The organism is Enterococcus mundtii (assembly GCF_002813755.1).
GTDB lineage: Bacteria > Bacillota > Bacilli > Lactobacillales > Enterococcaceae > Enterococcus_B > Enterococcus_B mundtii.
Map to the genome: position 1 here is coordinate 338873 of NZ_CP018061.1, position 13129 is coordinate 352001.

Annotated in this window: 9 protein-coding genes; 8 read left to right on the top strand and 1 reads right to left on the bottom strand. The window is 39.2% G+C overall.

What is annotated here, in order from left to right:
• Positions 1 to 2 precede the first annotated feature (2 nt).
• Complete coding sequence (locus EM4838_RS01620) at positions 3 to 4880, top strand: WxL domain-containing protein (RefSeq protein WP_071866714.1); 4878 nt, start codon at positions 3 to 5, stop codon at positions 4878 to 4880.
• 249 nt (positions 4881 to 5129) lie between these two features.
• On the opposite strand, the gene EM4838_RS01625 is transcribed toward EM4838_RS01620, so the two are convergent.
• Entirely contained in the window at positions 5130 to 6617 is a 1488-nt protein-coding gene (locus EM4838_RS01625) for a helix-turn-helix domain-containing protein (RefSeq protein WP_071866715.1), read from the bottom strand.
• Between the two features lie 1036 nt (positions 6618 to 7653).
• Between EM4838_RS01625 and EM4838_RS01630 the strand changes: the two genes are divergently transcribed.
• The 7 genes from EM4838_RS01630 (at position 7654) to EM4838_RS01655 (ending at position 13103) form a co-directional block, all read left to right on the top strand.
• Entirely contained in the window at positions 7654 to 8037 is a 384-nt protein-coding gene (locus tag EM4838_RS01630) for a DUF7006 family protein (protein ID WP_071866716.1), read from the top strand.
• Between the two features lie 477 nt (positions 8038 to 8514).
• On the top strand, positions 8515 to 9198 hold the full coding sequence (gene deoC / locus EM4838_RS01635) for a deoxyribose-phosphate aldolase (protein ID WP_071866717.1): 684 nt from the start codon (positions 8515 to 8517) through the stop codon (positions 9196 to 9198).
• The gene (locus EM4838_RS01640; RefSeq protein ID WP_071866718.1) at positions 9198 to 9644 is read left to right on the top strand and encodes a PTS sugar transporter subunit IIA; all 447 of its coding nucleotides are present in this window, start codon (positions 9198 to 9200) and stop codon (positions 9642 to 9644) included. The genes deoC and EM4838_RS01640 overlap by 1 nt, the downstream gene beginning before the upstream one ends.
• Before the next feature lie 15 nt (positions 9645 to 9659).
• Positions 9660 to 10700, top strand: coding sequence for a PTS fructose transporter subunit IIC (locus EM4838_RS01645; RefSeq protein WP_233433759.1), 1041 nt, complete (start codon positions 9660 to 9662; stop codon positions 10698 to 10700).
• Entirely contained in the window at positions 10618 to 11025 is a 408-nt protein-coding gene (locus tag EM4838_RS16770) for a hypothetical protein (protein ID WP_233433760.1), read from the top strand. Before EM4838_RS01645 ends, EM4838_RS16770 begins: the two co-directional genes overlap by 83 nt.
• Before the next feature lie 8 nt (positions 11026 to 11033).
• Positions 11034 to 12056 (top strand): Gfo/Idh/MocA family oxidoreductase, encoded by a 1023-nt coding sequence (locus EM4838_RS01650; protein WP_071866719.1) that lies wholly within the window; start codon positions 11034 to 11036, stop codon positions 12054 to 12056.
• On the top strand, positions 12057 to 13103 hold the full coding sequence (locus tag EM4838_RS01655) for an alcohol dehydrogenase catalytic domain-containing protein (protein WP_071866720.1): 1047 nt from the start codon (positions 12057 to 12059) through the stop codon (positions 13101 to 13103).
• Positions 13104 to 13129: the final 26 nt, after the last annotated feature.

Consider the following 13129-nt stretch of genomic DNA (forward strand, 5'->3'; position numbering starts at 1 on the left):
CAATGCGTCAAAAAGTATGTAAAATGATGACTAAAATAAGTGTTTCAATCTTTGCACTATATACTTTGGGTATACCTTTCCTCGCTGTTGCGGAGACAATCGATCAAGGGAGTCAACCTATAAACACGCCGAACAGTAATAGTCAATCAACAGAATCAGCTGAAGTGAAGGATACCCAGTCACTGGCACCCGCTTTTTCTTTTGAGCAAGCGGTAATAAAGGGAACTGAAAAGACGGTAACTGCCCTTTCGTTTATAAGTACAGAAGAAGTGGATAACGTGGCAATCAAACTTCCGTCAACTGCTGAGATCATTGAAGATGAATTGTCATCAGGGATGAGTAGCAGTTATGATGAAACGTTTGACCAGTGGCTCCTATCATCAGAAACTCCGAAAAAGGAATTTACCGTACCTGTGATGTTTGCAGAAGCAGGAACCTATTCAGTAACTGTAGGAGAAGCGGCAACTGTTAAAGTAGAAATCACGAAGGCTGATCCGAACCATTCTTCAGGAGAAGAAAAGTCAGAAAACGACGAACCAAAGGAAGAAAGAAATCGCTCGGAAGAGAAACAGGACGAAGAAAATGTCTTTCAAGGAGCAACGGTACCGGTTTCGACTCGTGCAGAATTTTTAAGTGCACTCGCCAATCCAGAGGTTTCTATCATCAATTTAGAACGTTCGATCGATATAGGTTCAGTTATCAGTCCAGAAAACTTAGACATTGATCGTTCGCTAAAAATCAATGGGCAAATGAATACTTTGAATATCGGCACCGGACAAGTGCGTTTATTGACGACTACTGAGAGCAAAACTTTAAGAATTGAAAATACTTTTCTTAATAAAACAGATACCAATCCCTTTGTTATCGGGCAATCGTCTGGTGAAAATTGGACCCTTCAAATGGAAGATGTTTCAAGAGACAGCTCATCGATCAATTATTTTAGAGTAGCTGATATCTCAAGCGCAGTGGTACGAATAACTGGCGGTGAGTTAACCATAGATAATAGGATCAATCTACCAGGCGCGCTGTTTACGACAAAAGAATTTATCGTAGAAAATCAGGCAGTCGTGAAGCTGGGGAATACTCAAAATTCTGCGTTGGCATTTACGAGAGCGAATGCTAAACTGATCGTCGCAGACGGAGCAGAACTGTTTATTACGAACAGTGGAACAACTGCTTTGCAAAATTCCGTCTATTTTACGGGGAGCAATGCGACAGTTTCTGTTAAAAACAACGGTAACTTACAAATCCAAGCGGATGGTGCAGCATCTACTTCGTCAGACGCTACAAGTAGGAATGCGCTCTCGATGACAGGGAATCAGTCGAGCATTGAGCTGGAAAATGGAAGGTTAAATGCGACAACTACAGGTGGACAGGCAATTATCATGACAGGGGAAAACCCAACAATCGATGTGGCATCAGGTAGTCAATGGCAAAGTCAATCGAATACAGCGCATTCCATCAACCTTACAGGTGCAAATGGCGCATTCAACATAGCTAAATCAACGGCGGTAATCCAATCGACTACAGGAAATAGTCTAGTCATGTCTGGAAACGATGCAACTTTTGAAGTAAATGACTCAAGTAATGTAACGATCAACTCTAGTACAGGCAATCGGCTGACAATGACTGGTACAACGCCGACAATGACGATCAATGACAGTGATTTGAAGATGACTGCGACAACTGGGGCAGGTATTCGATTGTTGAATCAAGAAGCGATGTTAACTGTTGATAATAGTGCTGTTGCTATTACAAATACAGGGAACCGAACCGAGGATATCAATCAACTCGGCACCACCACATTAGGTAAAAATTCTACGTTACGTATCCAAAATGGTGCAACGCTAGACGTTCAAGGTGCGTTAGTATCTACCGCAGGTGTGAATAGTTTGATTGGACTTTATGGGGAAGAGGCAAAAGCAACTCTTTCAGAAAATGCTCAACTGAATCTGACAGTCAACAGTGGAACAGGAAATGGCATATATTTACAAGGAAAGAAAACGGGTATTACATTTGCAGATTCTAAAGCTGACATACAGACAGTGACAGGAAGAGCGGTGGAACTATCTGGGGCTGAGCCATCTGTCCATTTAGATAGAAGTGACTTGACAACGAAATCAACAAGTACCGGTGGAGCTGTTCTTCTGACAGGTGAAACTAGTTTATTTACCCTAGATAACCAAAGTAATATGAGTGTAGAAAATGAAGGCGGAGCAATTGCTAATGTCTCTCTTCAAGGAAATCAAGCAAAAATGGTTGTTGACAACCAATCACAACTATCCGTCGCAGTTCCAAGTACTAATTCAGCTGACACTGTCATAACGAATAATAGTATCTATTTAAAGGGAAATGCTCCTACCATGGAAATTACTCGAGGAGCTAGCGTGGATGTATTGGTCCGCTCGGGTACGAAGAGAGGGATTCGCTTAGACGGTGCGAATGCTGTTTTATCACTTAATCAAGGCGGAAAGTTAACTGCGGAAACGCAAGCAGCGACAGCGATACAATTGAATGGTGATTATGTCAAACTCCTAGCAGAGAATAAAGAGACAAGTATCAATGCGAAAAGTAACTATATCGCAACCACTGTAAATGGTGTATCCACTGTGAAGTTAGGCGAAGAAGAAACAGAAAAAATTGGGCGTGAGCCAATTGTAGGAGCATCCGATTCAGCAAATATCACACTTTGGGCGAACTCATCCTCTGCATTAGTCTTACAAGGAATCAATGGACAGTTCAATGTAAATAGCAAGGCGACATTAAAGTTAGATTCAGGTCCTTCTGGACAACTTGAAGCAAATAATGCGAATGCTACTTTAAGATTTTTACGTTCCGGTCCAAATAATACAGGAACGACGCACGGTGGCTATCAATTCAATATCAATGGTGGAGATATGACCGTGACTAAGCGAAAAGGTAACGCAGGGGGTGCAGCGCAAATGGCGCCAGCAATCCGGATGTGGGGCAGTAACAACCAAGTGACTGTTAGTAATGCGGGGCGATTGTTAGTAGTCAATGAGGGGACTGGTATTGCTCACGATGGGAATACAGGTGGTGGAAACCAAGGAATCCATTATACTGCGGGATCAAATAATGGGTTTTCTGTCAATGATCCGGGTTCAGAAGTAAGAATCTATGCGAATGATGGTCCCGCATTGGATATGAGTGATGCGACAGTGGCCGGTGGAAATACCGTCGGTGGAAATGGTGAGATCAGAGTGAGTAATTTAGGTTATTTTGAAGCTTCCGGTCGTACGGCAAGCGCAAATGCAGGTATTTTTCGTGGTCGTTCAACTACTGTGAATTTCGATAATCCGCTATTTATGGACTATCGGAATAATCGTGTAGGTGGCGGGAATATTTTTAGTAATATTGCGAGCTCCACTTTAACTGCTACTGCAAGTGATTTTGCTGTTTGGAAAGATGGTACAGACTTAGATGCCGATCCCTATCTTCACTCGAACAATATGGATTATACTTTCTCTGGCACTAACTTTTCTACGCTCACTTCAATGGAACCAGCAGAACGTTTCGATTTTGATGCATTTGGTTCATCGGGTTTAACTTCTTATTCTCGACTCAGCTCAAACAATGCACGTTGGGCAATCGTGAATGAATTGAGAGTACCGACGAATGCGGATAAAAAAATCCACGGGTTGATCCGTATGCCAGTTGGTCTCCATGACAGCCGCCCCGCGTGGCAAGATGAAGTGAAGGTAACTGTGGAAATCGAAAGAGATGGGGCAGTGATCCAGACATACGAAACCTTGACACATGGTCACGCAGCGGAAAAACCAGGTATTAGTATCTATGATGAAGAGCCACAAGGCGGCGTTTTTGAAATCGAACTTGACGAATATTTACAACCAGGCGATCTTGTACGTATCACAGATGTTGAGGTTTTAGCAGGTGAAATGGAAGGCGATTTTGAAAATGTGTATGAAGTGGAAGATGTCACCGTATTTCCTATCATACCACCTTCACCTGCGACTTTTTCCAATCATTTAGTTCCGGCAAATGCGCGGGTTATTTCAGGTCATTCCGACGATCCTGAGGTAGAGGTTACGGCGACTCATAATGGAGAAACAATCGATCCTACCCTCATTACCATAGATGATAAAGGGGATATCAGGATTGCTGTTGAGAAATTAAACTTAGCAGTAGATGATGTCATCCAAGTCTTCTTAAGAGATCGCCAAGGTTCTGCTAGTGAAGCTGGTGTCATGAATCCACCAGAGACGAATAATCACGTAGGAAACATCAATCCGAAAACGCCATTAGCATTTCGGGATGCAACGTTTGTTCCTGCTACCACATTGATTGTCGGTGGTATGGTCGATGGAGAGCTAACGATCGATCAAGCAAGTAATTGGGACTTTGGGACCCAACCGCTTACGACTAAAACACAAACGTACCATGCATTACCGAGTCAGATAGGCGGTACGGAGCAGGGAACTTCCAGACCGAATTTTGTTCAGGTGACAGATGAGCGACCGGTATCAGAAATAAGTGGCTGGAGTTTGTTCATCAAACAAGAAGAACAATTTTCTAATCAAAAAACAGGTGAATTGAAAGGTGCACAACTTAGTTGGAAAAATGGACAAGCCATTTCAAGCACTGGAGAAATCGGCAATGAAGATAATTTAGGTATCATCCGCACGAGTGGGATCTTGATTCCTAATAATAATAGTATCCAATTGATCGATGCCAATCTATTCATAGAGAAGCAAACATGGTTTTATAATTTTGGGGATGATTCGAATAAAGAGAGCAGTATCTTTCTAAATGTGCCGAATACAGCAAATGCAAAAGCAACAAACTATACGACGCACATCAATTACTCGTTTCAAGCCACTCCTAAAAATCGAATAGAATGAACCAGTCAGTGGTGATTAAAATCGACTGGAAATGAAAAAAACATAAAAAGGAATTCAATTGATCGGTACATTAAGGTCAATTGAATTCCTTTTTTAGATGTAAGATGTGGCAAGTGATGATTATAAGTATAAATATAAATGCACTGAAAGAGTCGTCGGAAGACCATCTACTCCGAGTCGGTGGAATTGTATTTACTTGTTTGGATCACCACATTATGCAGTAGAAAAAATGAATAACTGTAAGTTTTACTAATGTTGCGTTCTAAATTTTTGTAATAATTGAGGATCGATTTTATTTAGTAATTTTTTCCAATCTGAGGCATCAGGTACTGTTTTTAATAAAAGACATTCTAGACCTAACGAAGAAAATGTCAAGTATTCATTGTAATTCGTGACTAAGAGATCGATCTCATGATTTTCAATATAAGAGGCGCATAGCTCATTTGGACGAAGAAAGTAGATATTTTGAAAGCCCCCTAAATATTTTCGAACTAAGGCTTCGAGATGTTGACTGATATACTCATTTCCTTCAAAAATAAATGCGATATTCGTAGGGTTTTTCCAATATTTTTCTTTGATTGACTCAGTGAATATCGTTAAACTAGCACAGATATCGTCCAAATGATCATCAGAGAACAAATGATGGAAGGAGGAATTTTTTTTTAAAAAAGCTCGATTTTTTTTATATTCATTGCTAAACAAGGTTTTGGCATACTCATTGGTATCTTGGATATTTTTATTTCCACTTTTAGACAATAGACTACGTAGCTTGATGGACGTGAAAAAAGATTCTAATAAGATTAACTCGTGTGCTTGTGTGTGCGTATTTCTCTTGATCATTTGATAATAGTCGCTTGTAAGCGCTATTATTCTAGGCCATCGATTATACCTTTCACAAAAATATTTTTCCTGTTTCGGATTTTCGATACCTCTACGGCATAAAACAGAACTAAAAATAAAAATGGCTTCTTCTTGTGTTAGGTAAATATTAAAATAATCTTTCACAATCGAATAGGCAGGTGAAAGTCGGTGAAACTCTGGATCATTAAGGACAATATCTTTTAATTCAGGGTCGAGTTCCACCATACAACCACATAATATCCGTTCAATAGAGAGGTATAATAAATAACTAAAATAACCAAATGAAGAAACTTTTTGATTAGGACGCTCCAATAGGTTAACAATTTTAATCACTACTTCTTGCGTCGCAATTGATGGGAAAACCGTGTGGGGTGTAATATCTGATTCATAATAGAAAGCAAAATAAAAATTTCGAATATCGGCTTCTGATCCGATCAAATTGACGGGATTTAGCTCAAGGGTGATATTGAATTCTTTTACTTGATCTGCAATTTTTTTAACGTACGTGATCATCGTGCTCTCAGAGATATGAAAATAATCTGCCCAATCATAAATAGACTGAAGTTCGTTGAAAAAAATTTGTTCAAGAATAATAAAGAGTGGTTCATCTTCGAGAATCGCTCTTTTTTTTTCTAGGTAGGTTTCTGAAGAATGGATGTTTAAAGAATAACCTTGTTTCGAGGATTGGATATCCGCGACGTTCTCGAAATATTCTCTCAAATAATTGATGTCGTTGACTAATGTCCTGGCTGTACTGTTTGTCATGCCAATCAGTTGGGCTGTCGTACAGATTCCAGTAGACTCTAACTCTTTCAAGATTTGGAACCAACGTAATTTTACTTTATCTGTTATAAAATTTAATTGAAAATTTTTCAATAGAACTTTTACCTCCTATCTAAATCTTTCTAGGGAATAGAAAATAGAACATAGGCTTGTATCCATTGCGAAAGTTAAAGATATATTTTTGGAATTTTCCAATTTCTTATTTGTTAACAAGTGAGATAGAAATTCAAAAAAAGTTAGAATATTTTCAGATGTATGTTTTTAATAAAAGAGTAAAGGAGAATTGCTTTTATCATAGTATTCATTTAGTTAGGAACTCATTAGATCTAAGTTTCTTACATGTTGAATATGAGAGTAATGTTCAAATTGAGTAGTGGACATTCATATAAATTAAAAGTAACTTATGTTATCTTTTGAGTGAAAGGTTAACGTTTTTTATTTGCTTATTGGAGCGTTCGATTTTACATGGTTATTTTAATCAGTATCAAATGAGTTGGTTTTACTTCTATGATCAGTTTTTGATAGTGGTTCAAAGTGTTCAGTAGATAAACGAGCTACTAATACCATTAATTACCGGATATTCGTCCTTTCTATTTTTTTTAGCAATCCACTTTTGCACTAGCGTAAGGTTAAAAAACGTATCGCTTTCAGATTGATAATTAATATTACCTAATAACTATATTAAAATAACTTAATGACAACAATCTATAAATTTCAGAAAACTATGAAATTATTCAATTGAAGTATTATTTGAATACTGTAAAATTGCATGAAGAAGTTAGAAATTAGGAGTGTTATTAGTTCAATTTGTTTGTTAATTATTGAGACGAAAGAGGCTTGTTCTTAAGGTAGTCTCACATAAAAAATTTTCAAGTAATGGGGAAAACTGATTTGGATCTAGTAAGATGTTCTCTGCATTAAATGTTATTATGGAACACATAAAATATAGGATCTGTTACTTTCATTAATGAGTAAATATAAAAATAATCTGTGAAGAAAGATATATTTTTTTGTAATTATTTTCTTGAGTGAAGTATCAAAATGTAAGCGTAATTAAATTTGGTCAATCTGACAAATAAATCTTAAAAGAAACATTAATGTAGGTTTTAATGTTTTAAGGAGGGAGCGAATGGAAACGAAAAGAATTGAAACGCCTGAAGAATACTTGGCCTATTATGATCAGAGAGTAATCAATCATTCTTTTATCAGTAAACATCCAGAAATGTTTGAATTTTATCTTGATTTACGAACAAAATTCCTAATGACTTATCAGCAAACAGATGCCACTCTTTTTCTGAAATTAGCAACATTATTAGATATTGATGCACAGCTACAGATCCTATTAGAATTGATCAAAAGTACCAACAAAAGTTTATGTGAAGAATTAGGGATGACAGAATCAGAAATCATTTCGATGATCGCCAAAGATAAAAAATGTTTTTACAGAGAATTAACAGGTCTTGACATGAACCACTCAGTACCTTGGCAGTTGATTTATCTCAGTGAGTCTTGAGGGAGCTTGAGATTCATTGATAAAAAGCTAAATGAATTATTTTGGTACAAAAAGATGTACGTCATGACAGAGAAAACTAAACAAACGGTTAACAAAGGTGTGCCAATCGCAAGTAAAAGAACAAAGAGCGGGACAGAAATGGTTAATCTCGAGAAATAAGTAGAGGTTACTTCTGTTCCCTTAGCTTGCCTCGACCTCTGTGACTAGAGATCCTTCATTATTCCAATCATTTTGTAACCATAGATAGCTATAACCATCATTTTCATTGATCATATAACAACATTCCCTAGATGATAGAATCCACTGACAGTTTTTTCAGGGGTCTATCGTCTAGGGATTTTTTTGTTTTAAATTGAAAGATTAAAAAAACAAAATTGATTAATCTGATATTTTTATTTGCTTTTATATATTGACGATTTAAAATTAAATGATAGCATATAAGCGTAAGTGAAAATAAATAAAGAATTGAGCAAGCAAATGATCGAGTTAAAAACATTAGCGAACATGGTAGATCACACATTATTGAAGGCTGGTGCTCAAAAAGAAGAATTTGAACAGCTTTGTAAAGAAGCGGATAACTACGGATTTAAAATGGTTGCGATCAATTCTTATCCTGTAGCGATGTGTCGTAATTATTTACGAGATAGCGATGTGCATGTGGGCGCTGCGATTGGTTTTCCATTAGGGCAAACAACAATTGAGACAAAAGTTTTTGAAGTAGAGGACGCAATCAAAAATGGTGCAGACGAAATCGATTATGTCATCAATATCGGTAAGTTAAAAGAAGGAGATAGCGACTATATTCGTGAAGAAATGAAAGCGATTGTCAATACTGCTCGTGAAGGTAGCATCATTAGTAAAGTCATTTTAGAAAATTGCTATTTAACAGATCAGGAAAAAATAGCCGTTTGTGAAATTGCTAAGGAAGTAAAGCCTGATTTTGTCAAAACATCAACAGGGTTTGGTACAGGAGGTGCAACAGTAGAAGATATACGGTTAATGAAAAAAGTGGTCGGTGAAACAGTGAAAGTGAAAGCTGCAGGAGGGATACGTAACTTAGATACAGCACTGCAGATGGTAGAAGCAGGGGCTGAACGTTTAGGAACAAGCGCTGGTATCAAGATCATCGAAGAATATAAACAGTTAGAAGGAGCAGATTGATGACGGAAATTCGAGATCTATTAAAATCGGCTTTTGTAAATTTTGAGTTGAAAGCAACAGAAAAGGAAGCGGCAATCAATGAGCTTTCAACCACTTTTGTCAAAAAAGGTGTAGTAAGAAATGATAGCGTTTACTTTGATGCGGTCATGAAAAGAGAAGAAGAAAGTACGACAGGGATTGGCTTTGGTATAGCGATTCCTCATGGAAAGAGTGCTGCCGTGACTGAATCTGCGTTGGGATTTGGGCGAAGCCAAGCAGGGATCACGTACGATTCAATGGATGGAAAACCTGTTCATCTGATGTTCTTGATTGCTGTACCCGAAATGTCCAATAATGAGCATCTAAGAATTTTAAGTAAATTATCTCGTAAACTAATGCATGAGGACGTGCGCCAAAAGTTGATGGCTGTCACTGATGTAGAAGAAATTTATCAGATTTTTGAATAGAAAGGGGCTGGGAAAATGAAAATCGTGGGAATTACTTCTTGTTCGACTGGCATTGCACATACGTATATGGCAGCTGAGAACTTAGAAATAGCTGCCAAAAAACGACAGATTGAAATGAAGGTAGAAACACAAGGATCGATTGGAGCAGAAAATGTTTTGACCGAGCAAGAGATCGCTGAAGCAGATGCTGTTGTGATTGCAGCAAGTACTTCAGTAAATAAAGATCGTTTCAATGGCAAGCGTTTATTGGAAGTAGATGTGACAGAAGCAATCAATCACCCAGATGATTTACTTGATCGTGCGTTGAACGCCGCTATCTATTCAAATGGGACAGAGGTAAAATCGGAAGCCAAGGCAGAAAAAAGCGGGGTTTATAGTCACCTAATGACCGGCGTTTCTTATATGATCCCGTTTGTCGTCGCCGGCGGGATATGTATCGCATTAGCTTTTGCATTTGGCGGTATCAATGCTGAAGGTGAGTTAGCTTCATCGATCAATGAGCTAGGCGGGATAACCATGGGCTTGATGTGGCCTGTTTTGGGCGGGTATATCGCTTTCTCGATCGCTGATCGTCCAGGGCTTGTTCCGGGAATGGCGGCAGGAATGATCGCTTCGACAATGAATGCGGGATTTTTGGGTGCATTATTGGGAGGATTTTTAGCAGGGTATACAGTTTATTGGTTGAAGAAAATTCTTAAATTACCACCTGCGCTTTCTGGATTACTACCAGTGTTGATCCTACCAGTTATCTCGGTCCTTTTTGTCGGGCTTATCATGAAGTTTGTCGTAGGTATCCCAATCACAGCCCTTAATGAAGGAATTACCAATTGGTTGAATAGTTTATCAGGTATGAATTCAGTGCTGCTTGGATTGCTCTTGGGCGGCATGATGGCAATTGATCTGGCAGGTCCGATCGGAAAAGCTGCATATTTCTTTGGCGTTGCACTTAGGTGTTGGAGAAACAAGCATAGTCATGGCAGCAGTCATGGTTTCTGGCATGGTACCACCACTAGCGATGGCTCTCTCTTCAACTATTTTAGGGAAAAACTTATATAGTAAGGAAGAACGTGAAGCTGGGAAATCAGCGTGGGTCTTGGGGTTATCTTTTATCTCTGAAGGAGCCATTCCTTTTGCGGCAGCAGACCCGCTACGTGTACTGGCATCAGTGACAGTCGGATCTGCGGTTGCTGGAGCGTTGTCCATGATTTTTCAGTGTGGGATCGCGGTTCCTCATGGCGGTTTCTTCGTCTTCTTGATTCCGGGAGCAGTGGAGAATGTTCTATTATATGTATTAGCGTTAGCAATTGGCACGATGGTCAGTGGATTTTTGATAACAGCTGTAAAAGTATTCTCGCAGAAACAACAAGCGACTAAGAGGTAATGATCAGGATGAAAGAAATGATTCGAGTATGTTTGATAGGCACAGGTAGAGCCGGGATGATCCATGGCAAAAATTTTGCACGACGAGTGGAAAATGCAAAATTGATCGCCCTATGTGATCCCTCAAAGGAAAGCTTAGCGTCAGCTCAAAAAGAAGTGGATTGCCCATATATTTATGAAGATTATCGGGAGGCAATGCAAAATCCCGAGATAGACGCAGTTGTGATCGTTACACCAACTAGCTATCACAAGGAGATTGCTTTGGCAGCTGCGGCTGCAAAAAAGCACATTTTCTGTGAAAAACCGTTAGCAATGAACGAAGCGGAATGTTTGGCGATCATACAAGCAGCAGAGGAAAATCAGGTGAAATTGCAAGTTGGCTTCATGCGTCGTTTCGATGCGAGCTTTCTAGAGGCAAAAAAAGTAGTCGATTCCGGGGTCATTGGAGAAGTCGTATTGGTAAAATCTTTGACTCATGGACCAAGTGAACCAAAACCATGGATGTATGATATCCACCAAAGTAATGGACCGATTGGGGAGGTCAATAGTCACGATTTTGACACGTTACGTTGGCTGACTGGTAGTGAAGTGAGCAGTATCTATGCGAATGGCGGCAACTATCGTTCGCCAGAAGTGAAAGCTGAATTTCCTGATTATTATGACACAGTAGCAATGAATTTACGCTTCAAAGATGGAAAACTTGGATTGATTGACGGCGCACAATATGTTCAATATGGTTATGATGCACGGACGGAGATCCTTGGCACAAAAGGAAGCATATTAGTCGGAGATCAAGGAAAGCACACTATCGTAGTGGCAACTAATAATCAACAGCTGACACGACCGACGATGCACAGTTGGATGTATCTTTTCAGAGAAGCTTATGTAGCAGAAGATCAAGCCTTTGTTGATTGTATTTTGAATGACACGCTACCTCAATGTACAGGCTATGATGGATTGATGGCAGTACGACTGGTAAACGCAGGGGTGACGTCACTGTTAGAAAATAGAATTGTAGAGGTGAAAGAATAGATGAAAGCGGTCCAATTATTAGGGAAAGAAAATATCCAAATAAATGAAATACCCAGACCAGAGATAACGGAGAAAGAAGTGTTAGTAAAGGTCAGAGCAGCTTCGATCTGTGGGACCGATGTTCGGATGTATAAAAATGGCTATCCAACAGCAAGCGAGACAACTCCATTGACTTTGGGACACGAAATTTCGGGGGATATCATTGAGGTAGGCGCATCTGTGGAATTTTACAAAAAAGGAATGCGCGTAGCGATTGCACCAAATATGGGCTGTGGGATCTGTGATCAATGTGTCCGCGGGTACACACATTTATGTGAAACTTATGAAGCATTTGGGATCAATCTTCCAGGTGGTTTTGCAGAATATTTAGTGATTCCAGAAAAAGCTGTACGTCAAGGAAATATCTCGTTGATTCCTGATGGATTATCTTATGAAGAAGCAGCGCTGATCGAGCCATTCAGTTGTGTATTCAACGGACAAGAGATTGCTGGGAACAATCCAGGGGATAATGTGTTGATCATCGGCTCTGGACCAATTGGGATCATGCACGCGCAGTTAGTCCGAGCAAGAGGTGCGGGTAAAGTCATGATGAACGATCTATCAGAGGATCGTTTAGCAGATGCGAAGAAGATCATCCCAGATCTTGTGACATTAACGTCTGAGAACTTAAAAGAAAAAATATTTGCTGAAACAAACAATCAAGGAGTCGATCTATGTATTATTGCTGCACCAGCTCCACAAGCGCAAGAAGCAAGTTTTAGCTATATGGCAATGAATGGTCGGTGTCTGTTTTTTGGTGGATTACCTAAGGAAAAAGAAGAAGTGAAATTGAATACGAATATCCTTCACTATAAACAGTTACGGGTTTTTGGTTGTACACGTGCTAGTCTCATAAGTTATCGAACCTCTGCACAGCTAGTTGCGAATGGTCGTATCCCGCTAAAAGAGTTGATTACGAGTCGCTATTCCATTGATGACTTCGATTCAGCATTGGAAAATGCAAAGAATGCTGTTGGTCTAAAAAATGTGATTATCTTCAAGGAGTAAATGGCGTTTTATTGCTTACATTTTCA

Bases quoted from the DNA above. Each gene is read 5' to 3' on its own strand.
- EM4838_RS01620 (WP_071866714.1), top strand. From the start codon at position 3: ATGCGTCAAAAAGTATGTAAAATGATGACTAAAATAAGTGTTTCAATC.
- EM4838_RS01630 (WP_071866716.1), top strand. From the start codon at position 7,654: ATGGAAACGAAAAGAATTGAAACGCCTGAAGAATACTTGGCCTATTAT.
- deoC (WP_071866717.1), top strand. From the start codon at position 8,515: ATGATCGAGTTAAAAACATTAGCGAACATGGTAGATCACACATTATTG.
- EM4838_RS01640 (WP_071866718.1), top strand. From the start codon at position 9,198: ATGACGGAAATTCGAGATCTATTAAAATCGGCTTTTGTAAATTTTGAG.
- EM4838_RS01645 (WP_233433759.1), top strand. From the start codon at position 9,660: ATGAAAATCGTGGGAATTACTTCTTGTTCGACTGGCATTGCACATACG.
- EM4838_RS16770 (WP_233433760.1), top strand. From the start codon at position 10,618: ATGGCAGCAGTCATGGTTTCTGGCATGGTACCACCACTAGCGATGGCT.
- EM4838_RS01650 (WP_071866719.1), top strand. From the start codon at position 11,034: ATGAAAGAAATGATTCGAGTATGTTTGATAGGCACAGGTAGAGCCGGG.
- EM4838_RS01655 (WP_071866720.1), top strand. From the start codon at position 12,057: ATGAAAGCGGTCCAATTATTAGGGAAAGAAAATATCCAAATAAATGAA.